Source organism: Mesorhizobium sp. B2-5-3, from assembly GCF_006441005.1.
Taxonomy (GTDB): domain Bacteria; phylum Pseudomonadota; class Alphaproteobacteria; order Rhizobiales; family Rhizobiaceae; genus Mesorhizobium.
In genome coordinates, this window is record NZ_VFUS01000001.1 from 475,359 (window position 1) to 496,046 (window position 20,688).

At 64.4% G+C, this 20,688-nt stretch carries 21 protein-coding genes; 13 read left to right on the plus strand and 8 right to left on the minus strand.

Annotated features, from left to right (window positions below; all coding sequences use genetic code 11):
* Nucleotides 1-73: 73 nt before the first annotated feature.
* The 3 genes from FJ867_RS02475 to FJ867_RS02485 all read right to left on the minus strand — a co-directional run bounded on the left by FJ867_RS02475 (nucleotide 74) and on the right by FJ867_RS02485 (nucleotide 4,332).
* Nucleotides 74-847, minus strand: a complete 774-nt coding sequence (locus tag FJ867_RS02475) for a Bax inhibitor-1/YccA family protein (RefSeq protein WP_140492223.1) — start codon at nucleotides 845-847, stop codon at nucleotides 74-76.
* 240 nt (nucleotides 848-1,087) lie between these two features.
* Nucleotides 1,088-3,637, minus strand: coding sequence for an ABC transporter permease (locus tag FJ867_RS02480; RefSeq protein ID WP_140728690.1), 2,550 nt, complete (start codon nucleotides 3,635-3,637; stop codon nucleotides 1,088-1,090).
* The gene (locus FJ867_RS02485; protein ID WP_140655007.1) at nucleotides 3,637-4,332 is read right to left on the minus strand and encodes an ABC transporter ATP-binding protein; all 696 of its coding nucleotides are present in this window, start codon (nucleotides 4,330-4,332) and stop codon (nucleotides 3,637-3,639) included. Before FJ867_RS02485 ends, FJ867_RS02480 begins: the two co-directional genes overlap by 1 nt.
* Before the next feature lie 83 nt (nucleotides 4,333-4,415).
* Here FJ867_RS02485 and FJ867_RS02490 point away from each other — a divergent pair, with 83 nt between their 5' ends.
* Together FJ867_RS02490 and thpR are read left to right on the plus strand one after the other, a co-directional pair.
* Entirely contained in the window at nucleotides 4,416-5,060 is a 645-nt protein-coding gene (locus tag FJ867_RS02490) for an arylesterase (protein ID WP_140728691.1), read from the plus strand.
* Nucleotides 5,061-5,187: 127 nt separating this feature from the next.
* Entirely contained in the window at nucleotides 5,188-5,784 is a 597-nt protein-coding gene (gene thpR, locus FJ867_RS02495) for an RNA 2',3'-cyclic phosphodiesterase (RefSeq protein WP_140559221.1), read from the plus strand.
* On the opposite strand, the gene FJ867_RS02500 is transcribed toward thpR, so the two are convergent.
* On the minus strand, nucleotides 5,688-6,206 hold the full coding sequence (locus tag FJ867_RS02500) for a low molecular weight protein-tyrosine-phosphatase (protein WP_140559220.1): 519 nt from the start codon (nucleotides 6,204-6,206) through the stop codon (nucleotides 5,688-5,690). The genes thpR and FJ867_RS02500 overlap by 97 nt on opposite strands.
* Before the next feature lie 51 nt (nucleotides 6,207-6,257).
* Between FJ867_RS02500 and FJ867_RS02505 the strand changes: the two genes are divergently transcribed.
* The 3 genes from FJ867_RS02505 (at nucleotide 6,258) to FJ867_RS02515 (ending at nucleotide 8,118) form a co-directional block, all read left to right on the plus strand.
* Nucleotides 6,258-6,551: a 4a-hydroxytetrahydrobiopterin dehydratase gene (locus FJ867_RS02505; RefSeq protein WP_140559219.1), complete on the plus strand. Its 294-nt coding sequence runs from the start codon at nucleotides 6,258-6,260 to the stop codon at nucleotides 6,549-6,551.
* A gap of 427 nt (nucleotides 6,552-6,978) precedes the next feature.
* Nucleotides 6,979-7,341 (plus strand): YkvA family protein, encoded by a 363-nt coding sequence (locus tag FJ867_RS02510; RefSeq protein WP_140550608.1) that lies wholly within the window; start codon nucleotides 6,979-6,981, stop codon nucleotides 7,339-7,341.
* A gap of 273 nt (nucleotides 7,342-7,614) precedes the next feature.
* Nucleotides 7,615-8,118: an invasion associated locus B family protein gene (locus FJ867_RS02515; RefSeq protein WP_140492199.1), complete on the plus strand. Its 504-nt coding sequence runs from the start codon at nucleotides 7,615-7,617 to the stop codon at nucleotides 8,116-8,118.
* A 54-nt stretch (nucleotides 8,119-8,172) separates the two neighbouring features.
* Here the strand turns inward: FJ867_RS02515 and FJ867_RS02520 are convergent, their stop codons facing one another.
* Together FJ867_RS02520 and FJ867_RS02525 are read right to left on the minus strand one after the other, a co-directional pair.
* On the minus strand, nucleotides 8,173-9,531 hold the full coding sequence (locus FJ867_RS02520) for a chloride channel protein (RefSeq protein ID WP_140559218.1): 1,359 nt from the start codon (nucleotides 9,529-9,531) through the stop codon (nucleotides 8,173-8,175).
* A gap of 307 nt (nucleotides 9,532-9,838) precedes the next feature.
* Nucleotides 9,839-10,138, minus strand: coding sequence for a hypothetical protein (locus FJ867_RS02525; protein ID WP_140554786.1), 300 nt, complete (start codon nucleotides 10,136-10,138; stop codon nucleotides 9,839-9,841).
* Nucleotides 10,139-10,404: 266 nt separating this feature from the next.
* On the opposite strand from FJ867_RS02525, the gene rlmN reads away from it, so the two are divergent.
* The 3 genes from rlmN to FJ867_RS02540 are packed head-to-tail and all read left to right on the plus strand — an operon-like array spanning nucleotide 10,405 to nucleotide 12,535.
* The gene (gene rlmN, locus FJ867_RS02530) at nucleotides 10,405-11,640 is read left to right on the plus strand and encodes a 23S rRNA (adenine(2503)-C(2))-methyltransferase RlmN (RefSeq protein ID WP_140685372.1); all 1,236 of its coding nucleotides are present in this window, start codon (nucleotides 10,405-10,407) and stop codon (nucleotides 11,638-11,640) included.
* Complete coding sequence (locus FJ867_RS02535) at nucleotides 11,637-12,086, plus strand: hypothetical protein (protein ID WP_140685371.1); 450 nt, start codon at nucleotides 11,637-11,639, stop codon at nucleotides 12,084-12,086. The genes rlmN and FJ867_RS02535 overlap by 4 nt, the downstream gene beginning before the upstream one ends.
* Nucleotides 12,083-12,535: a hypothetical protein gene (locus FJ867_RS02540; RefSeq protein ID WP_140492184.1), complete on the plus strand. Its 453-nt coding sequence runs from the start codon at nucleotides 12,083-12,085 to the stop codon at nucleotides 12,533-12,535. Before FJ867_RS02535 ends, FJ867_RS02540 begins: the two co-directional genes overlap by 4 nt.
* 79 nt (nucleotides 12,536-12,614) lie before the next feature.
* Here the strand turns inward: FJ867_RS02540 and FJ867_RS02545 are convergent, their stop codons facing one another.
* A complete protein-coding gene (locus FJ867_RS02545; RefSeq protein WP_140728696.1) occupies nucleotides 12,615-13,256 on the minus strand; it encodes a LysE family translocator in 642 nt (213 codons plus the stop codon).
* A gap of 192 nt (nucleotides 13,257-13,448) precedes the next feature.
* On the opposite strand from FJ867_RS02545, the gene FJ867_RS02550 reads away from it, so the two are divergent.
* Nucleotides 13,449-14,672 (plus strand): argininosuccinate synthase, encoded by a 1,224-nt coding sequence (locus FJ867_RS02550; RefSeq protein WP_140492178.1) that lies wholly within the window; start codon nucleotides 13,449-13,451, stop codon nucleotides 14,670-14,672.
* Between the two features lie 187 nt (nucleotides 14,673-14,859).
* Here FJ867_RS02550 and FJ867_RS02555 read toward each other — a convergent pair whose 3' ends face one another.
* Nucleotides 14,860-15,660 carry a lytic transglycosylase domain-containing protein gene (locus FJ867_RS02555; protein WP_140492175.1) on the minus strand — a complete coding sequence of 267 codons (801 nt, stop codon included), beginning with the start codon at nucleotides 15,658-15,660 and terminating at the stop codon, nucleotides 14,860-14,862.
* Between the two features lie 255 nt (nucleotides 15,661-15,915).
* Between FJ867_RS02555 and FJ867_RS02560 the strand changes: the two genes are divergently transcribed.
* The 4 genes from FJ867_RS02560 (at nucleotide 15,916) to ffh (ending at nucleotide 20,683) form a co-directional block, all read left to right on the plus strand.
* The gene (locus FJ867_RS02560) at nucleotides 15,916-17,013 is read left to right on the plus strand and encodes a putative zinc-binding metallopeptidase (RefSeq protein WP_140524572.1); all 1,098 of its coding nucleotides are present in this window, start codon (nucleotides 15,916-15,918) and stop codon (nucleotides 17,011-17,013) included.
* 62 nt (nucleotides 17,014-17,075) lie between these two features.
* Nucleotides 17,076-17,672, plus strand: coding sequence for a DUF1236 domain-containing protein (locus FJ867_RS02565; protein WP_140816450.1), 597 nt, complete (start codon nucleotides 17,076-17,078; stop codon nucleotides 17,670-17,672).
* A gap of 172 nt (nucleotides 17,673-17,844) precedes the next feature.
* A complete protein-coding gene (locus tag FJ867_RS02570) occupies nucleotides 17,845-18,810 on the plus strand; it encodes a type II CAAX endopeptidase family protein (protein ID WP_140628279.1) in 966 nt (321 codons plus the stop codon).
* A 289-nt stretch (nucleotides 18,811-19,099) separates the two neighbouring features.
* A complete protein-coding gene (gene ffh / locus FJ867_RS02575; protein WP_140816452.1) occupies nucleotides 19,100-20,683 on the plus strand; it encodes a signal recognition particle protein in 1,584 nt (527 codons plus the stop codon).
* The last annotated feature ends 5 nt before the right edge of the window (nucleotides 20,684-20,688 follow it).

The following is a 20,688-nucleotide window of genomic DNA, read 5'->3' on the forward strand; positions in this document are numbered from 1 at the left end:
AAAGAAAAGGGCGGCCGTTGGGCCGCCCCTTCCAAACCCGATGGTCCAGTCAGACCATGACACGGACCAGCCCTTAGCGGCGGTCGCCCATGAACTGGAGCAGGAACATGAACAGGTTGATGAAGTCGAGATAGAGCGTCAGCGCGCCCATGATGGCCTTGCGGCCGGCAACGTCGGAAGCGTCGCCCTCGAAATACATCTCCTTGATCTTCTGCGTGTCGTAGGCGGTGAGGCCGGCGAAGACCAGCACGCCGATCGCCGAGACGGCGAAGGACAGCGCCGACGACTGCAGGAAGATGTTGATCACCATCGCGATGATGATGCCGAACACGCCCATGATCAGGAACGAGCCCATCGCCGTCAGGTCGCGCTTGGTCGTGTAGCCGAACAGCGACAGCGCGCCGAAGGCCGCGGCGGTGGCGAAGAAGGTCTGCGAGATGCTGGCGGTGGTGTAGACCAGGAAGATCGACGACAGCGACAGGCCGACCAGGCCCGCATAGACCCAGAACGTCGTCTGCGCCGCCGACACGCTCATCGACTGGACGCGGAACGACAGGAACAGAACGGCGGCCAGCGGGGCCAGCATCACCAGCCAGCGCAGCGGCGAGCCGAAGATCGCGTAGCCGAACGAGGTCAGCATCTCGCCGCTCGGCAGCGTCGCGACAGCCGAGGCCGGATCGGTGGTTGTGGCCAGCATGATCGTGCCGACGGCGGCAAGACCAGTGATGAGGAGACCAAGCCCCATCAAATTGTAGACCTTGATCATATAGGCGCGCAGGCCCTGATCGATGTCGACGGCGGCGCCGGGCACGGCGCGCGTCTGATAGTTGCGAATGGGTTCAGCCATTGTGGTCCTCTATTGCTTCTGCCCCGTCCGGTGTCGGGTCCACCCGGACCCGGGCGCCGCTGGCGGGACTCCAGCATGCCTGCGGCGAAATATGATGGTTATTCGCGTCAAGAACAAGACCGTAACCGGGTGTAATGCTTCGTGAGGCACGCATGGCGCGGTTTTCCAGCCCTTTGGCCGCGAAACATTACGTCGATTTAACCAAATGCCGGCCGTCGGCGGGGTGGAACCGATGCGGACTCAGAGGTTTCGCAGCACGGGCGCTGCCTTGTGGCCGAGCACCCGCCAGGTGCCGGCGAGACCGATGCCGACGGTGATGACCAGCGCAAAGAGAATGGTCGCCACCGCCACTTCCGGCATGAAATGCGACGGCAATGTCATGATGCGGGCGACGACGAACCATGCGGCGGCACTGCCGGCGGCGAGCGCAAAGACCGCCGTGGCGAGGCCGATCAGCATGTATTCGAGCGAGAAGGCCGATATCAGCGTCAGCCGCGTCGCACCGAGCGTCTTCAGCACCACCGCGTCATGGATGCGCGCCCGGTTGCCGGCGGCGAGTGCGCCGGCCAGCACAAGCACCGACGCGATCAGTGCCACGCCGGCCGCCGCCCTGATCGCCGCGCCGAGCTGTCCGACCAGACGGTTGACGATGTCGAGCGCGTCCTTGACGCGGACCGTAGTGACTGCCGGGAAGGCGCGGGTGACGGCATTGAGGATGCGGGCGTCATCAGCCGCGGTGGCGCTCTTTTCGGTCAGCGTCGCCACCCAGCCATGCGGCGCGCCGGCAAATGTGTTGGGCGAGAACACCATGACGAAGTTGATGCCCATCGTCTCCCATTCGACCTGGCGGAAATTGGCGATCCTGGCCGTGACATTGCGGCCGAGCACGTTGGCGGTGACGGTATCGCCGAGCTTCAGCCCGATTTCCTTGCCTTCCTTGTCGGAAAACGAGACGAGCGGCTCGCCGGTATAATCGGCCGGCCACCAGTTCCCCTCGGTCAGCGTCGCGTTGTCCGGCTGCTTGGCCTCATAAGTCAGGCCGCGGTCGCCGCGCAGCACCCAGGCGCCCTCCGCCGGCACCTTGACCTTGTCGACGGCGACGCCGTTGAGCGCCATCACCCGGCCGCGCAGCATCGGCACCTTGGCCAGCGTCCCCTGCGGGGCCTCCTTGCTGATCAGACTGGAGAAGCCGTCGACATCGCTGCTCTGGATATCGACGAAGAAGAAGTTCGGCGCCCGCTCAGGCAGGCTGCCGGAGATCTGCCGCCGCAGATTGCCGTCGATCAGCGCCAGCGTCACCAGCAGCGTCAGGCCAAGCCCCAGCGACAGCACCACCGACGGCGTCAGCGCGCCTGGCCGATGGATGTTGCCGACGGCGAGCCTGAGCGCCACGAAGCGCACGCGCGGGCTCTTCCTTGCCGCCCATTGCACCAGCGCACCGACCAGGCGCAGCACCAGGAAGGCGAAGATGGTGGCCCCGACGAAGATCGAAGCGATGCGCTGGTCGCCCGAAAACAGGATGGCGAGCGCTGCAAGAAGCACTGCGATGCCGAGCGCCGAAACGACATAGATAGCGCGTGGAAAACCGCGGCCTTCCAGTCCCATCTCGCGGAACAGCGCGGTCGCCGGCACATCGCGGGCGCGACCGAGCGGCAGCAGCGCGAAGGCCAGCGTCACCAGCAATCCGAACAGCGCCGCCATGCCGAGCGCGCCGGGATAAAAGCCGCCTTGCGCCGGCACCGGAATGACCGACTGAAGCGCGGCGCTCGCGGCGAAGGGCATCAGCGCACCGAGCACCAGACCGGCGGCGATGCCGAGGGCCGCGATCATCAGGATCTGCACGAGGTAAACGGCAAAGACGAAGCCGCCCGATGCGCCCAGGCTCTTGAAGGTGGCGATGACGCCGCGCTTGCCGTCGAGATAGGCGCGCACCGCGTTGGCGACGCCGACGCCGCCGACCACCAGCGCCGTCAGCCCGACCAAAGTCAGGAATTGCGAAAAGCGTTCGATGTTGGAAGAGAGCGCCGGGGCCGCATTGCTGCGCGTGCGGATCGACCAGCCGGACTCCGGGAAATCCTTGGCAGCCTTGTCCTGGATGGCCTTGAGCCGCGCCTCGTCGGCGTCGGGGGCCAGCCGGATCTTGTAGGAATTCTCGACGAGGCTGCCCGGCTGAACCAGCCCTGTCGCGACCAGGCCCTCGGTCGAGATCATCAGGCGCGGCGCGAAACCGAAACCTTCGGACACGGCATCGGGCTCGGTGACCAGCCTGGCGCGCAGTTCGAAGGTGGCGGTTCCGAGCTTCAGCCGATCGCCGAGCTTCACATGCAGCCGCTCGAACAGCAAGTCGGGCGCGGCCGCGCCGAAAACACCGAACTGCTCGCCGAACAGTTCCTGCTTCGTCAGCGCCGGCTCGGTTTCCAGCGCACCGTAAAGCGGATAGGCCTCGTCGACGGCCTTGGCCTCGACCAGCGCCTGATCGGAGCCGTCGGCAAGCCGCGCCATCGAGCGCATGCTGGCGGTTCTCGACACCGTGCCCAGCCCATCGAGGAAGCCGCGTTCGGCTTCGCTTGCGTCGCGCTGGTTAAGCTGGAAGCGCAGATCGCCGCCAAGCAGCGTCTGGCCCTGGTTGGCAACGCCGCCACTGATCGAGCGGGCCACGGAATTCACGCCGCCGATCGCCGCGACGCCGAGCGCGATGCAGGCAAGAAAAATCAGAAAACCGGACAGGCCGCCGCGCATCTCGCGCAAGGAGAAGCGGACGGCGAGCTTCAATGTCCGCGCCGGTGACATCAGGCGATGGCCTTGGTCGGCGCCGGTGCCTCGATCCTGCCGGAGCGCATGGAGACCTGGCGCGAACAGCGCGCCGCGAGCGCCTGATCATGCGTGACCAGCACCAGCGTCATGCCGCGCTCGGCCGCCTTGGCGAACAAAAGGTCGGCGACCTGCTTGCCGGTCGCCTGGTCGAGATTGCCGGTCGGCTCGTCGGCGATGAGGATGCGCGGCGACGGCGCCAGCGCCCGGGCCATCGCGACGCGCTGCTGCTCGCCGCCCGAAAGTTCGCCGGGATAGTGCGTGACGCGGTCGCTCAAACCCACGGCCGCCAGCTCGCGTTCCGCCACCGAGAACGGATCGGCATGGCCGGCCAGCTCCAGCGGCACGGCGACATTTTCGAGCGCCGTCATATTGGGGATGAGATGGAAGGACTGGAACACGATGCCGATGTTTCGCCCCCGAAACGATGCGATCTGATCCTCGCTCTTGCCGTTGAGCAGCTCGCCGGCGATTCGTACCGTGCCCGAATCGACCCTTTCCAGACCGGCGAGAACCATGAGCAGCGTCGACTTGCCCGACCCCGACGGCCCGACGATGCCGGTCGCCTCGCCGCGCGCCACATCGAGGCTGACGCCCTTCAGCACATGGACGGACGAGGCGCCTTCGCCCAATGTCAGCGATACGTCTTTCAGCTCGATGACGGCTTCTGTCAAAATGAAAGCGTCCTATATGGAGATGAGGGCTTCGCCTGCCGGGCCGTCGCCGGAAGAATTCTCTGTCATATGGGACCTGCCGCATGTCTTTCCAACGCAGAATTGCCGCAGGCCTGATCGTTTTCCTCGCCATTTGCGGCGCCATTTCGTCGGCACGCGCCGAGCCTTTCAAGATCGTCGGTTTCGGTGACAGCCTGATGGCCGGCTACGGCCTCGGACCCGACGAGGGTTTTACCGACAGGCTGCAGGCGGCGCTGCGCGCCAGGGGCAGGGATGTAACCGTCGCCAATGCCGGCGTTTCCGGCGACACCTCCAGCGGCGGGCTGGCGCGGCTCGACTGGTCGGTGCCGGACGGCACGCAGCTTGTCATCCTCGAACTCGGCGCCAACGACATGCTGCGCGGCGTTTCGCCCGACATCACCCGCAAGAACCTGGATACGATGCTGGCCAAGTTGAAAGAGCGCAAGGTCGCCGTTCTGCTGGCCGGCATGCGCGCAGCGCCCAATCTCGGCGCCGACTATCAGAACGCCTTCGACGCCATCTTCCCGGAACTGGCTGCAAAATACGGCGTTACCTTGTACCCGTTCTTTCTCGACGGCGTAGCCGGCCAGTCCGCCCTGCAGCTTGAGGATGGCTTGCATCCGAACGCCAAGGGGGTCGCCCAGATGGTCGAGCGCATCCTGCCTGCGGTCGAGAAGGCCATCGCGGCGGTGCCGGGAGGATCGTAAGACGGGATAGGCCCTTTCCGTTGGGGAAATCTTTTTGACGAGACCTGTGACCAACAAACCTCTTGCCCCGCTTGATTATCGATGATTCGCTGGGGGCACAGTTCGATTCGAGGAAGGGAGGCTCTTCATGCCGCGTCTTTTCACCGCCCTCGAAATTCCGCGTGACGCCGCCCTTTCGCTGTCCCTGCTCAGGGGCGGCCTGCCCGGGGCCCGCTGGATCGACGTCGAGAACTATCATCTGACGCTGCGCTTCATCGGCGATGTCGAAGGCCATGTCGCCGACGAGATCGCCAACGCGCTCGACCGCGTCCACCGCCCCTCCTTCCCGCTGACGCTGGCGGGCGTCGGCGCTTTCGGCCAGAGGAAACCCCATGCCGTATGGGCCGGGGTCTCTGCCTCGCCGGATCTCTCGGCGCTTCAGGCTGAAATCGAGCGCATCTGCCAGCGGCTCGGCATTCCGGCCGATCCGCGCAAGTTCATGCCGCATGTCACACTGGCCCGCCTGCGCAATTCGAGCCCGCTGGACGTCGCCCAATATCTTTCGGCGCGCGGCAATTTTTCGACATTGCCGTTCCGCATCAGCCGGTTCGTCTTGATGTCGTCGCGCGATTCGGTCGGCGGCGGCCCCTACATCGTCGAGGAAGCCTGGCCGCTGTCGGGCGCCGATACGCGCGCGGCAAGCCGCGTCGCCAGCGCCTCCGACGCTTCGCGGATCATGCGGTAGACCTCGGCGAAGGCTTCCTCGCCATGGTGATAGGGATCCGGCACGTCGCGCGCCTCTCCCTGCGCAAATTCCAGGAACAGGTGGATCCGGTCGCGCACGGCGGCAGGCGCCAGCGTCTTCAGGTCGGCGACGTTCGACCTGTCCATGCCGAAGATCAGGTCGAAACGCGAGAAATCCTCGGGCGTGATCTTGCGTGCCCGCAGTTCCGATATGTCGATGCCGTGGCGCGACGCGATGGCGATCGAACGCCAATCGGGGGCGGAGCCCACCTCCCAGTCGCTGGTTGCGGCCGAATCGAGCACTATGTCCCGGCCCAGTCCACGTTCCGTCAGCACGGAACGAAGCACGCCTTCCGCCAGCGGCGAGCGGCAGATGTTGCCCAGGCAGACGAACAGAATGGATTTTATGGGCTTCGTGCTCATCGATCCGGCGCTATGGTGAAAGTCATCTTCGAAATAGCACAGGAACCGGACATGACGAGAGAGAAACTTGGCAAGGAAGCCATCATCGCGGCGCTGACAGACCTCGAAGGCTGGTCGCTGGCTGCGGATGGCGCTTCCATCAAACGGACGTTCACCTTCAGGAATTTCTCCGAAGCCTTCGCCTTTATGACCCGCGTCGCGCTTGCTGCCGAGAAGATGGACCACCATCCCGACTGGTCGAATGTCTACAAAACCGTCGACGTGACGCTGAACACGCACGATGCCGGCGGCATCACGGCGCTCGACATCGAGTTGGCGAAGAAAATGAACCGCTTTGTTGGCTAGGGTAATCCATAGGTGCGGCAACCCCGGCTTCGTCATCCACGGGCGGAGCGGGAGCGAAGCGGACGCGCAGACCCGAGGATCCATGCCGCGACGTTGACTAAGGGGTGTAGTCGAGCAGAATTCAGCACCGCTGCGTCGCTCTTGAGTCGCGGCATGGATTCTAGGGTCTGCGCCGCGTCGCTTCGCTCCTTGCTTCGCCCTAGAATGACGACGGGAGGGGCGTTTGCCGCCGAACTCCAAGGGAGGACGACTGCCAGCGGAGTGTCCGCTAGGCCGGCATCACCTGATCCGCAGGACAGCACGGTAAAGACTGATCCCGATTTTCAGGCCAGCGATCTCCCAAGCTCTTGCAGCAAGCGTCGGGTTTCACCACATTTTGCCCCGCGGCCATGCGCAGGCAAGCGCATGAGCCCGCAAGGAGAAATTGATGGCGCAAAAATCCGGTTTTGATTTCTTCGGCTTTGGCGACAGGCTGGGCGGTGAGGGCGAGGTGCGCGAGAAATTCTGGCGCACGGCCAAGAAGGCTGCGCGGCAGATCCCGTTCATGGAAGATGTCGTCGCGGCCTATTACTGCGCCATGGACAAGAACACGCCGCTGCGCGCAAAAGGCATCCTGGTGGCGGCACTCGGTTATTTCGTCCTGCCGGTGGATATGGTCCCCGACTTCGTCCTCGGCCTCGGCTTCACCGACGATATCGCCGTGCTCACCGCCGCGATCACCGCCGTCAGCGCCCATATCACGCCGGCGCACCGGCAGGCCGCCAAGGACGCCATATCGGACAGGGGCTGAGCCCTGGAACCGGCCTCCGCGCTCTGGACACCAGCGTTCAGAGGGCTTGTGGAAAAGTCAAACTCTTGCCGCTTTCATGCCCTCCAAGTCGCCGAAGGGACATCGCGCCAGCCGCTTGAAAGGCGGCGGCGCGAAGACGGCGGCGGTTTCCTGGGGTGAGCGTCCTTTTCTCAGAGGTAATTCACCGTTTGGTAACCCAGATTAAATCAAAATGAAGCGACGGCAGGACGCCACGCGGCCCGCCTCCGCACCATTTCGAATACGGGAAAAACGATGCGCGGATTGATTGCTACAGTTTCGAGCCTGGTCCTGGTGGCCTTCGCAGCGCCGGCGATGGCGCAGCAGGCGACCAAGATCGGCCAGCACAATGCCTGGGGCACCTACAGCTACCAGGCATCGGGCGGCAAGGTCTGCTATGTCCTCACCGTGCCGACCGACAAGCAGCCGCCGACGCTCGACCATGGCGACATGTTCTTCTTCGTCAGCCAGCGGCCCGGCCAGCAGGTATCCTACGAGCCGCAATTCATCGCCGGCTACACTTTCCAGGAAAACTCCAAGGCCACCGTCACAATCGACAAGAAGACGTTTTCGATGTTCACGCGCGGCAAGTCGGCCTGGGTCGAGAACGCCGCCGAGGAGCCGGTGCTGATCGCCGCCATGAAATCCGGCACCGACATGAAGGTGCAGGCCAAGTCCGGCCGCGGCAACACCACCTCCTACGTCTTCTCGCTGAAAGGCATCTCGGCGGCGCTGTCGTCGATCGCCAACTGCAAATAGTCGAAATTTCGCTTTGAACAGAGAGGCCGGACCGCTGGGCCCGGCCTTTGTTTTTCACGCAGGACCCGGTTCCGGCGCCGCCTCCGCCGCCCTGCGCCTGCGGATGGCTTCCGCGATGAAGACGCGCGACAGCGCGTGATAGAGCGGCTCGCGCGAGATCATGCGCGCCGTGCCGTAGCCCAGCATCGAGGCCAGCATCAGCGCGATGACATTGTCGTGATTGCCGGTCATCTCCATGATGATGACGAAGGCCGTCATCGGCGCCTGCACGACGCCGGCGAAATAGCCGGCCATGCCGAGCAACGCGGCCGCACCCGTGCTGGCGCCGAAGACGAGGCCGAGCGAGCTGCCGATGCCGGCGCCGACCGAAAGCGAAGGCGCAAAGATGCCGCCCGGAATGCCCGAGACCATCGACAGCAGCCCGGCAAGGAACTTCTCGGCGAAGAAGAACCAGGGCAGCGGCGTGCCTTCAACGGCGCCGCGCGCCTGCGCGTAGCCGGTGCCGAAGGTCAGGCCGCCCGAGGCGATGCCGATCGCCGCGACGCCGAGCCCACAGATGGCGGCGACCAGCAGGACGCGCCGCAAGGGCTGCCCCGTGTTCCAGCGCCGGATCCGGCGCGTCGCCTTCAGCGCCAGGAGCGAGAACAGCGCGCCGAGGCCGCCGCCGATGACGCCGCAGGCAATCACAAGCGGCCACTCGGCGGCAAACGAGATCGTCTCCTTCGAGACACCGAAATAGGTGTAGTTGCCAAGCAGGCCGAGCGAGGCGATGCCGGCCAGTATCACCGCCGTCAGCACCAGCCCGTTGGTCCGCGCTTCGTAGGTGCGGCCCATTTCCTCGATGGCGAAGACGATGCCGGCCAGCGGCGTGTTGAAGGCGGCCGCGATGCCGGCGGCCGAGCCGGCCAGGATCAGGCCGCGCGCCTGCGCCATGCCGCCCCAGCGTGCCGCCTGCAGCATCAACGACGCGCCGACCTGCACGGTCGGTCCCTCGCGGCCGATCGAAGCGCCGCAGAACAGGCCGACCAGGGTGAGCGCGATCTTGCCCGCGACCAGCTTCAGCGACAGGATATGGCCACGGTCGTCGTCGTCGCGCAGATGCCGCGCCGCGATCGCCTGCGGAATGCCGCTGCCTTGCGAGCCCGGGAAGAAGGCTTGCGCCAGCCAGGCACACAGCACGAAGCCGAGCGGCGTGATCGCCAGCGGCAGATAGAAACGCCAGCCGCCGTCATCGCCGGTCATGGCATGGAACAGCGCCTGCGCCTTGTCGGCGAGCACCGCGAACAGCACGCTGATCACGCCGATGCAGATCGCGCCGGCCCAGAACACCAGCCGCGGCTGCCACACCCGGCGAGAGCCCCACATCGCGCGCGAACGCCGCAGCAAGGGGTATTTTCGCACTGTACCGGCCATGTCTGTCCTCTCGACGGAGCCCCAGCCCTAACACAGGCATGGCCTCGATCAAGCGTTCGCATCAGACGTGAAATGGAAGACGGACGTGGAGCAAAAGTCCATGGCTGCGGTTTGGCACCATGAACAAGGAACCATGAGTTATGCCGGTTCGGCGCAATGATCGTCGTTTCCGCATTGATCATGAGACACCCTCAACACCGACAGGTGGATATCTCGACCTGCGTGTGCTGAGCGGTCTGCGGGAACAAGGCTCGGATGGGCTCCCGCCGACCTTCGGGCCGGCGGGAATATCGATCGACGGCAGGCCTCACATGGCCATTTTTTCACATTCCGCCTGAGCCTTCTTGGTCGACGTGTCGATCATGAAGGCTTTGCCCTTGGCGTCGGTCATCATCATCATGCAGTGCTTGATCGGCTTTGCCATCTTCATCATCTCGGCACTCATTTTCGCGTCCGGCGTCATGGTGCCCATATGCCCGTCCGGCATGATTGCCGTGACTTGCCCTGCCTTCATCATTGTCATTGTGCCCATCGCGTCTTCGGCAAATGCCTGCGAGGCGGAAAGGCCGACGAAGCTGGCAATGACGGCGAGCTTGATAGAGTTCATCGTGCATACTCCCATTTGTCGGGGCATGGTTGCCCCATTCAGGGTTCGAACGCGCGGTGAGAACCGTTACTTCAACACGATCAAGTGATCCGTTTTTAGTCGAAAAGCACGGACCGCAGGTCTGACCGGCCGGTGCATCTGTCAATCGGTCGGCGCACGGATCGCCTCGCCATCGCATGACTCCGCGGCCAAGCTGTGCTATGGGCCGCGCTTCATATCAGGCCGATGGATGAAATCGGCCGCAAACCGCTTATATCAGTGCAACCATGACCCTTTCATTCGACCTCACCGCCGAAGGCGCCCGTGACGCGTTGCGTGCCCGCGCGATACAGCCGGAAAAGCCGTCGCTGATCGGCCTGACGCGCGCCGAACTGGGCGAGGCGCTCATCGCGTCCGGCATCGTGCCGGAGCGCCAGGCAAAAATGCGTGCACAGCAGCTCTGGCACTGGATGTATGTGCGCGGCGTCTCCGATTTCGCCGGCATGTTCAACATCTCCAAGGATCTGCGCGCCGAACTCGACAGGCATTTCACCGTGGCGCGGCCCGAGATCGTCGAGGAGCAGGTCTCCGCCGACGGCACGCGCAAATGGCTGTTCCGCTTCCCGCCGCGCGGCGCCGGTCGCCCGGTCGAGATCGAGACTGTCTACATCCCCGAGGAAGGCCGCGGCACGCTCTGCATCTCCTCGCAGGTCGGCTGCACGCTGACCTGCTCCTTCTGCCACACGGGCACGCAGAAGCTGGTGCGCAACCTGACGGCCGAGGAAATCCTCGCCCAGTTGCTCACCGCGCGCGACCGGCTCGGCGATTTCCCCGACCGCGACACGCCCGACGGCGCCATCGTGCCGGCCGAGGGCCGCAAAGTGTCCAACATCGTCATGATGGGTATGGGCGAGCCGCTCTACAATTTCGAGGCGGTCAAGAAGGCGCTGCTGATCGCTTCCGACGGCGACGGCCTTTCGCTGTCGAAGCGCCGCATCACGCTGTCGACCTCAGGCGTGGTGCCGGAGATTTTCCGCACCGGCGAGGAGATCGGCGTCATGCTCGCCATCTCGCTGCACGCCACCAATGACGATCTGCGCGACCTTCTGGTGCCGATCAACAAGAAATATCCGCTCAAGGAGCTGATCGCCGCCTGCCGCGCCTATCCCGGCCTGTCGAACGCCAGGCGCATCACCTTCGAATATGTGATGCTGAAGGACGTCAACGATTCCCTCGACGACGCCAAGGCGCTGGTCAAGCTGCTCAGGGGCATTCCGGCCAAGATCAACCTGATCCCGTTCAACCCCTGGCCCGGCACCAACTACCAGTGCTCGGACTGGGAGACGATCGAGAAATTCGCCGACTACATAAATAACGCCGGCTATGCCTCGCCGATCCGCACGCCGCGCGGCCGCGACATCCTCGCCGCCTGCGGCCAGCTCAAATCGGAATCGGAGCGCATGCGCAAAGTCGACCGGCTGGCGCTGGAAGCCATGATGATCGCGGGGCACGGCGAGGCGTGAGGCGTCTCGTCGCCGGGCTCAAGCGCTTCGTCTTCATAGCAGTCGGCTATATCGCCGCCGTGCTGACCTCGATCCTGGTGCCTGTGCTGCTGATCGCTCTTCTGGAAGGGCTCGAATATGGCAACTGGTCCATCGTTTTCGCATTCGACTGGCTGGTTTCCTTCCCGCTCGCGGTAGTGACAGTGGCGGTCTGCGCGTTGTTGATCGTCGGCCCCGCGATCTTCATGGCCGAACGCTTGTCGCTTCGGGGGTGGTTCTACTTCGCGGCCACGGGCGCGATCACGTCCATCGCATTCGGGGTTCTTGTCCCGGGCTCGGCCGGAGGGTTTGTTTTCAACCCGGGCTTTCTCGGCTTCCTGGCCACCGCCGGCATTGCCGCCGGTTCGGTCTACTGGTTTCTGGCCGGGCGCAAGTCCGGCCATCCCTTACGCCGGGATTCGCAATGACCCGTCTCGTCGCCTATATCGTGCGCCTTGCCGTCATCCTGTTCGGCTATGCCGTCGCCGCGCTGGCGGCCAGCGCGTTCCTCAATGTCCTGTTCCTGGCCTCCCTCGGCTACACGCCGGCGCATGCGGAGCCGGCGGCGACCGCCTCGCTCTATTTCTCGATCCCCTTCGTCGCGCTGTTTGCCGCCTATTTCGCCTTCATGCCGGCGGCCCTCGTGATTCTGATCGCCGAGATTCTCGGCCGGCGCGATTGGCTGTTCTATGCGCTGGCCGGTGCGATCGTCGCCGCCGTCTTCCTCGGCTTCGCCGACCAGATGGGCGATACGCCATTCGCCGTCACCGAGCCGCGCGCCATGGCCGCCGTCATCGGCGGCGGCATGGTCGGGGGCATTTTCTATTGGCTCAGCGCCGGGCGCTGGGCCGGAAGCTGGTGGAAAGCCGAACCCTGACCTCGAACCGAGCGCCCGCGTAAGCAGGGAGCTTTGCTGACCTCCGGTTCGGAAGAGATCAGCAGCGAACAGCAAAATCCTACTTCGCCTGGGCAGTCAGGATTTTGAGCGCGAACGCGGAAAACACGCCGGCGAAGAGATAGTCGACCACCCGCGTCACGCGCGGGCTGGCCTTCATCGCCGCCGAGAATTTCTCCGCCGCCAGCACCATCGGGGTCGTCACCGGGGTCGAGAGCACCACGAACATGGCGCCGAGGAAGAACAGCTTTCCCGGCGCGTGCGGATCATGCGCGGAGACGAATTGCGGCAGGAAGGTCATGAAGAACAGGATGATCTTCGGGTTGAGCAGGTTGACGCCCAGCCCCACCATCCAGCTCCGGAACAGCGAGATTTGCGGGCCCGTCTTCTTCTCCGGCGAGAAGGCCGAACCCTTGGTGATCGCCTGCCAGGCCAGGAAGACGAGATAGCCGGCGCCGAAGATCTTCAGCACGAAGAAGGCCATCGGCGAGGCGACGATCAGCGCCGAGACACCGACCACCACCAAGGTGGTGTGGATCAGCGTGCCGCACAGCGCCCCCGCCATCGAGGCGAAGCCGGCGGCGCGGCCCTGGCTCAGTGTGCGCGAGACGAACAGCGTCATGTCCGGTCCGGGCGTGATCGCCAGGATGAACGTGGCGATGGCGAACTGGATCAGCGTTGCGGTGTTGGGAATGAAGGACATGGGCAGTCCGTTGGCTCTAAAGACGCTGCTATAACGAATGGCTACTGCCGTTGCCAGCGGCTGTGCGACGGAAAGAATGATCCAGCTGTCCCGGATGCCTGTTTCTCCGCGCCTTGCCCCGTTCATCCCTTGCAGTGACCGGAAACGGCGTGATACCTCGCCGGCCGAGAACTCTTGTCGCGGAAACAGCAAATGTCGAAAACAAAAGACGTCAAGAAGGTCGTGCTCGCCTATTCCGGCGGCCTCGACACATCCATTATCCTGAAATGGCTGCAGACCGAGCTCGGCGCCGAGGTCGTCACCTTCACCGCCGACCTCGGCCAGGGCGGCGAATTGGAGCCGGCGCGCCGCAAGGCCGAGATGATGGGCATCAAGGACATCCGCATCGTCGACGTGCGCGAGGAATTCGTTGCCGACTTCGTCTTCCCGATGTTCCGCGCCAACGCCGTCTACGAAGGGACCTATCTGCTCGGCACCTCGATCGCCCGGCCGCTGATCTCGAAACACCTCGTCGAGATCGCAAAGGAGACCGGCGCCGACGCGATCGCCCACGGCGCCACCGGCAAGGGCAATGACCAGGTGCGCTTCGAGCTTTCGGCCTATGCGCTCAATCCCGATATCAAGGTCATCGCGCCCTGGCGCGACTGGTCGTTCAAGTCGCGCACCGACCTCATCAACTTCGCCGAGCAGCACCAGATTCCGGTGCCGAAGGACAAGAAGGGTGACGCGCCGTTCTCGGTCGACGCCAATCTCCTGCATTCCTCTTCCGAGGGCAAGGTGCTTGAGGACCCGTGGAGCGAGCCGCCGGAATTCGTCCATCAGCGCACCGTCTCGCCCATGGACGCGCCGGACAAGGTCACCGAGATCGAGATCGAGTTCCTGAAGGGCGATCCGGTCGCGCTCGACGGCAAGAAGCTGTCGCCGGCAACCATGCTCGCCGCCCTCAACGATCTCGGCCGCGACAACGGCATCGGCCGGCTCGACCTCGTCGAGAACCGCTTCGTCGGCATGAAGTCGCGCGGCGTCTACGAGACCCCCGGCGGCACCATCCTTATCGCTGCCCACCGAGCCATCGAATCGATCACGCTCGACAGGGGAGCTGCCCACCTCAAGGACGAGTTCATGCCGCGCTACGCCGAACTCATCTACAACGGCTTCTGGTTCGCGCCCGAGCGGCTGATGCTGCAGACGATGATCGACAAGAGCCAGGAGGATGTCGAAGGTACGGTGCGTCTGAAGCTCTACAAGGGCAATGTCATCGTTACCGGCCGCAAGTCGAAGAAGACGCTCTATTCCGACGCGCTGGTGACCTTCGAGGACGACCGCGGCGCCTACGACCAGAAGGACGCCGCCGGCTTCATCCGCCTCAATGCGCTGAGGCTGCGGACCTTGGCGGCGCGCAACCGCCGGGACTGACCGCTCTACCGGTCAGCGAACAGGAAACCCGGCAACGCGGCCGGGCTTTCTGCTGAAAAGCAATTCCAGGAAAAGCGTGTACGGTTTTCCCGGGAAAGCGCGTAGCGCTTTCCCTTGGGAATTACGCAAAAAAGCAAAGACATAGACCGGTTCGCCGTTTCCGTGAAACGGTGAACTGCCCTAACGATCACTCGCCATCGATTGCGGTGGCGATACGGGCGATGGCCTGTTGATAGACACTCGCCGAGTTCCAGCCGGCAATTGCACCCATATTCGCCTGAGCGCTCGCGCCGGCCTGCCAACCATGCGCCTTGAGGAAGTTGGCCGTGGAAGCCAGCGCGGTGCTCTTGTCGCGCAGGTTTCCGCTGCCCACTCCATATTTCAGGACATTTCCGGGCAGGAACTGCGTGTGGCCGATCTCGCCATGCATGGCCCCGACCGACGAGGCAGTCAACGTTCCGCGATCGACCAGCTTCAGCGCCGCAATGGCATGCGGCTGAAAGTAATCCGGACGGCGGCAGTCATAGGCAAGCGTCAAAATGGCGGACACCGTGTTCTGGTTACCCATAGAGGCGCCGAAGCCCGTCTCCATGCCCCAGATGGCAAGCAGCACGCCCGGCGAGACGCCGTAGGTCCGTTCGATCTTGTCGAACAGCGCCGCATTCGATTTCTTCAGCGCCCGGCCCCTGGAAATGATCGCCGCCCCGCCGCGGCGCTTCATGAAGGCTTCCACCGAGCCGCTGAAAGCCTTGTGGATGGCGCGGTCCGCGGAAATGGTCCTGGTCGCGTAGGTCGCGCCGGCCAGGGCCGCCAGTCCTCTCGAACCCACGCCCTCGGCCCTAGCCTCCGCTGCGAAGTCCTGCTTCCAGGCATCGAAGCCGGCTCCGGTCTTGCCACAGCTGGCCGCCGCCTGCGCGCCCGTCGCCAGCGCAAGCATCGCCACCACAGTGGCCGCTGCAAACATCTTACCCTTGGCAAGAAATGCCATGTTGTTCTCTCCTGGTTGCCTGAATCACGTCCCGGCCGGAATTTGCCAGTGAAACGCGCACTTGTCACTGTCGCGCGCGCAAGCTGGCCAATGGAAGGGAATTTGCCTACGATCAAGCAAATATTGTGGCAAGAACCACCCATGGCCTGACGATCCTTGCGCCATGTTGCTCAATGACGTCACAGTCGGGAACGACGTCTGTCGGCCGGCGTTTTGCACGACGCGCCTTCCCCTGTTCCCTGGTCCGAGACCGAGATGAAACTCTTCGACTGTCCTCATTGCGGCCATCGTCTCTATTTCGAGAACGCCCGGTGCCTGAACTGCTCCAGTGCCGTGCTCTATGATCCGCAGCGCGCCTGCTTTGCCCTGTCCGGTGCCGACGGCGGCTCCCCATGCGCCAACGCCGACGAATGCGCCTGCAACTGGATGGCCGAGCCGGGACAGCCCTTCTGCCGCGCCTGCGCGCTCAACCAGCTGATCCCGGACCTCTCCGTCGACGGCAACCGCCGCCGCTGGATACGGGTCGAGGCCGCGAAGAAGCGCGCGGTCTATTCGCTGCTGGCTTTCGGACTGCCGGTGACGCCCAAGCAGAACCCCGCCGACGAGGCCGGCCTTGCCTTCGACTTCCTTGCCGATCCGATCGGCGGCGGCCCGGGCGGCGAGCGCATCCTGACCGGCCACGACAATGGCCTGATCACCCTCAACGTCGCCGAAGCCGACTCCGCCGAGCGCGAAAGGCGGCGCGTTGAGATGGGCGAGAACTATCGCACCTTGCTCGGCCATTTCCGCCACGAGCTCGGCCACTACTACTGGGACCGGCTGATCCGCGACAATCCGCAAAGGCTTGACGCCTTCCGCGCGCTGTTCGGCGACGAGCGCACCGGCTACGAGCAGGCATTGAAGAACCACTATGCCAATGGTGCCCCACCCGACTGGCAGCAACGCCACATCTCGTCCTACGCCACCTCCCATCCCTGGGAGGACTGGGCCGAAAGCTGGGCCCACCACCTGCACATCACCGACACGCTGGAAATGGTCCATGCGCTGAACTTCCCGCTCGGCCGGCTGGAGACGGTGGAAGCCAACGAATTGCCCCAAGGCGATACCGGGGGCATGCTACAACCAGCGCCGTCCGAACCGACACCCGCTCCCGAACCGTTCGAAAAGATCCTGTCGCGCTGGCTGGTGCTGTCGGAAGCCTCCAATTCCATCAATCGCTGCATGGGTCTGCCCGACCTCTACCCCTTCGTCATCTCGGATGTCGCGGCGCGCAAACTGGCCTTCGTTCACGACCTTCTGACCGGCCTGCCGCAAGAAACGGGAACAAATCGTGAGTTGGCTTCAACATTTTAGCTGGAACGCATGCGCCGCTCTCCCGTTTTCGCTGCCGAGGGACCATGAAACGGAGAGAAACCATGAAATCCGTATTGTTTCCCGCGGTCGCCGGAATGCTCACGCTCTTCTCGAGCGCCGCCATGGCCGACACCCCCGTCTCCGCAATCACCGATCTCAATGTCCGCGCTGGCCCGGGCCCGCAATATCCTGTCATCGGCGTGCTCGCCGCCGGCCAGTCGGCGACGCTCAATGGCTGTATCGAAAACAGCAAATGGTGCACCATCGCCGAAGCCGGTGGCCAGGGCTGGGTCTATTCGGACTATGTGACGGCTGATTTCGGCGGCAACCGGGTCGTGTTGACGCGACGTCCGCTCGGCTCCAGCGTCGCCGTCGTGTCGCCGCCCGAGGGCTATTCCACCGACTACACCGGCTCGATCATCGCCGGCGAGCCGGTCGAGGACGCCATCCCGCAGCCTCCCGCCGAAGTCAGGACCTATGTCGACACGCATCGCGTCGACCCTGTCTATCTTGAGGGCGAGGTGGTCACCGGGGCCGTTTTGCCCGAGAGTGTCGAACTGCGCGAGATCCCCGATTACGACTACCGCTACGTCTATGTGAACGGCCAGCCGGCGCTGATCGACCCGCAGACGCGGCGCATCGTCTATGTGGTCCGCTGAGGCGGATAGGACACGGGGTTAATCATCGGAGCATGCCTTTCGCCTGCCGGCAGGCAGGCGAGGGCGGCGCGAATGCGCCGAAGGCTGGCGGGGCGTATCGAATAGGAATGATTGCGCAGAACCGCCCGATCCCATAGATCATGCGACGCGAAGCACCAGCTTGCGAGAGAGCGTGATATCGGACCCTGCCGCCTTCGAGCACTATCGAAACACAGCCAACGAAAAGACGACCCTGCCGCGCCTGCTTCTCGGGACCGGGATCGTCGTCCTGTTCTGGGCCGCGTCGACGGGGGTCGTGCTGCTGGGCGGCACCTATGCCTTTTTCGCCTGGCGGACAGCGCAAGGCGCGGCTGCGCCCGCCGGCGGCATGCAGGGTTTCCTTGCGTCGCCAATCGGCATTCTCACCGCGCTCGCGTCTTTCGCCGGCATCTGGATCGGCTTGTGGATCGCCATGCGCTGGGTGCATGGCGAGAAGCTGTCGGCGCTCCTCGGCAACAGCCGTCGCATTTCGCGCTCGGGTTTCATCAAGGGACTGGTCGCGGTGTTGGTCACGTCGCTCGTGTCCGAGGTCCTGCTCTACCTGATGCAGCCCGAGATCGCGCGCGGCTCGATCGCCCTGTCGTCCTGGCTGCTGTTCCTGATCCCGATCCTGGCGCTCACTTTTCTGCAGACGTCATCGGAAGAGGTGCTGTTCCGAGGTTACCTGCTGCGCGGTCTTGCCTACCGGTTCAGGAGCCCGTTCGTCTGGGCGCTGCTGCCGGGCCTGCTGTTCACCTCGCTGCACTGGAGCGCGAACGCCTCGGCCGCCATCAACGCCTGCGTGCTGGTCTCGATCGCCGCTTTTGCACTGCTTCTGACGCTCGTCGTCTATGCCACCGGCAATCTCGGCGCGGCCCTCGGCGCCCATCTCGGCAACAATCTGACCGGCTTCCTGCTGATCTCGCATCAGGAGAGCTACAATTCCTTCGCCTTGTTTACCGCCAGACCACTCGAAGGGCCGGGCTGGGCGACGTCGGACGCGGTCCTCATCGCCATGATTGGCATCGCCTGCAGCCTGCTGACGGCCCTGCTGCTTTTGCATCCGCGCTCGCCGCTGAGCGTCTCGGCCGAACCTGCAGACGCAACGAAGGCGACTTGATTGCTGCGCGGGGAGACCGGCGGAACGGTCCTTGTCTTGACTCCGCGGCCGTTTTCCTGTCTACAGCCCCGAATTCCGCGACGAGTATCCCTCCGAGCAAGCCGACCAGGACGCCGAAGCCTCTTTGAGGCCAAGTGCTGTAAACAGATCCTGGAGGCCAACACCCGGCAGCGCTGTGCGCCCCCGGGTGCTTTTTGGTTTTGGCTTTTGCTTGCCACGAGACTTGGACACTTGGCGCGAACGCATTACCTCTCGGGCACCATCCGGTTGCCAGGGAAAAGGAAACAGAATGTTTGAATCACTTCAGGAGCGCCTTGGCTCCATCCTGAACGGCCTGACCGGCCGCGGCGCGCTGTCGGAGGCGGATGTCTCGGCGGCGCTCCGCGAGGTGCGCCGTGCGCTGCTCGAGGCCGACGTGGCGCTGGAAGTGGTGCGCTCCTTCACCGACAAGGTGCGCGAGAAGGCGGTCGGCGCGGCGGTGCTGAAGTCGATCAAGCCCGGCCAGATGGTCGTCAAGATCGTGCATGACGAGCTGGTCGACATGCTCGGCGCCGAAGGCGTCGCCGTCGACCTCAACGCACCGGCGCCTGTCGTCGTCATGATGGTCGGCCTGCAGGGTTCCGGCAAGACGACGACCTCGGCCAAGATCGCCAAGCGGCTCACCGAGCGTCAGAACAAGAAGGTCCTGATGGCCTCGCTCGACACGCGGCGCCCCGCCGCGCAGGAGCAGTTGCGCCAGCTCGGCGAGCAGGTCAAGGTGGCGACGCTGCCTGTCGTCGCCGGCCAGAACCCGGTCGATATCGCCAAGCGCGCCGTGCAGGCGGCCAGGCTCGGCGGTCACGATGTGGTCATCCTCGACACTGCCGGCCGCACCCATATCGACGAGCCGCTGATGGTCGAGATGGCCGACATCAAGAAGGTGTCCGGCCCGCACGAGATCCTGCTGGTCGCCGACTCCTTGACCGGCCAGGACGCCGTCAACCTCGCCAAGAGCTTCGACGAGCGCGTCGGCATCACCGGGCTGGTACTGACCCGCATGGACGGCGACGGCCGTGGCGGCGCCGCGCTCTCGATGCGCGCCGTCACCGGCAAGCCGATCAAGCTGATCGGCACCGGCGAGAAGATGGACGGGCTGGAGGAATTTCATCCCAAGCGCATCGCCGACCGCATTCTCGGCATGGGCGACATCGTTTCGCTTGTCGAAAAAGCCGCCGAGAACATCGACGCCGAGCAGGCGGCGGCGATGGCCAAAAAGATGCAGTCGGGCAAGTTCGACCTGAACGACCTCGCCCAGCAGCTTCAGCAGATGTCGAAAATGGGCGGCATGGGCGGCATCATGGGCATGATGCCCGGCATGGGCAAGATGAAGGACCAGATGGCCGCCGCCGGTCTCGACGACAAGATGTTCGGCCGCCAGCTCGCCATCATCTCTTCGATGACCAAGGCCGAGCGCGCCAACCCCGACATTCTCAAGCACTCGCGCAAGAAGCGCATCGCCGCCGGCTCCGGCACCGACGCGGCCGAGATCAACAAGCTCTTGAAGATGCATCGCGGCATGGCCGACATGATGAAGGCGATGGGCGGCAAGGGCAAAGGCGGCGGCCTGATGCGCGGCATGATGGGCGGGCTCGCCTCCAAGATGGGCCTCGGCGGCATGATGCCCGGTGGCATGGGCGGCATGCCTGACCTCTCCAAGATGGATCCCAAGCAGCTCGAAGCCTTGCAGAAGCAGGCGCAGGCCGCCGGCATGAAGGGCCTGCCCAGCGGCCTTCCCGGCGGCGGTGGCCTGCCCGGCTTGCCCGGCGGCATGAAGCTTCCCGGACTTCCCGGTCTCGGCGGCGGTGGTCTGCCTGGCCCCGGCAAGAAGAAGTGAGGACG

Coding starts and splice junctions, on each gene's coding strand:
- FJ867_RS02475 (WP_140492223.1), bottom strand. CDS start 847: ATGGCTGAACCCATTCGCAACTATCAGACGCGCGCCGTGCCCGGCGCC.
- FJ867_RS02550 (WP_140492178.1), top strand. CDS start 13,449: ATGTCGAAAACAAAAGACGTCAAGAAGGTCGTGCTCGCCTATTCCGGC.
- FJ867_RS02545 (WP_140728696.1), bottom strand. CDS start 13,256: ATGTCCTTCATTCCCAACACCGCAACGCTGATCCAGTTCGCCATCGCC.
- ffh (WP_140816452.1), top strand. CDS start 19,100: ATGTTTGAATCACTTCAGGAGCGCCTTGGCTCCATCCTGAACGGCCTG.
- FJ867_RS02480 (WP_140728690.1), bottom strand. CDS start 3,637: ATGTCACCGGCGCGGACATTGAAGCTCGCCGTCCGCTTCTCCTTGCGC.
- rlmN (WP_140685372.1), top strand. CDS start 10,405: ATGACCCTTTCATTCGACCTCACCGCCGAAGGCGCCCGTGACGCGTTG.
- thpR (WP_140559221.1), top strand. CDS start 5,188: ATGCCGCGTCTTTTCACCGCCCTCGAAATTCCGCGTGACGCCGCCCTT.
- FJ867_RS02505 (WP_140559219.1), top strand. CDS start 6,258: ATGACGAGAGAGAAACTTGGCAAGGAAGCCATCATCGCGGCGCTGACA.
- FJ867_RS02515 (WP_140492199.1), top strand. CDS start 7,615: ATGCGCGGATTGATTGCTACAGTTTCGAGCCTGGTCCTGGTGGCCTTC.
- FJ867_RS02565 (WP_140816450.1), top strand. CDS start 17,076: ATGAAATCCGTATTGTTTCCCGCGGTCGCCGGAATGCTCACGCTCTTC.
- FJ867_RS02540 (WP_140492184.1), top strand. CDS start 12,083: ATGACCCGTCTCGTCGCCTATATCGTGCGCCTTGCCGTCATCCTGTTC.
- FJ867_RS02520 (WP_140559218.1), bottom strand. CDS start 9,531: ATGGCCGGTACAGTGCGAAAATACCCCTTGCTGCGGCGTTCGCGCGCG.
- FJ867_RS02500 (WP_140559220.1), bottom strand. CDS start 6,206: ATGAGCACGAAGCCCATAAAATCCATTCTGTTCGTCTGCCTGGGCAAC.
- FJ867_RS02560 (WP_140524572.1), top strand. CDS start 15,916: ATGAAACTCTTCGACTGTCCTCATTGCGGCCATCGTCTCTATTTCGAG.
- FJ867_RS02490 (WP_140728691.1), top strand. CDS start 4,416: ATGTCTTTCCAACGCAGAATTGCCGCAGGCCTGATCGTTTTCCTCGCC.
- FJ867_RS02525 (WP_140554786.1), bottom strand. CDS start 10,138: ATGAACTCTATCAAGCTCGCCGTCATTGCCAGCTTCGTCGGCCTTTCC.
- FJ867_RS02555 (WP_140492175.1), bottom strand. CDS start 15,660: ATGGCATTTCTTGCCAAGGGTAAGATGTTTGCAGCGGCCACTGTGGTG.
- FJ867_RS02510 (WP_140550608.1), top strand. CDS start 6,979: ATGGCGCAAAAATCCGGTTTTGATTTCTTCGGCTTTGGCGACAGGCTG.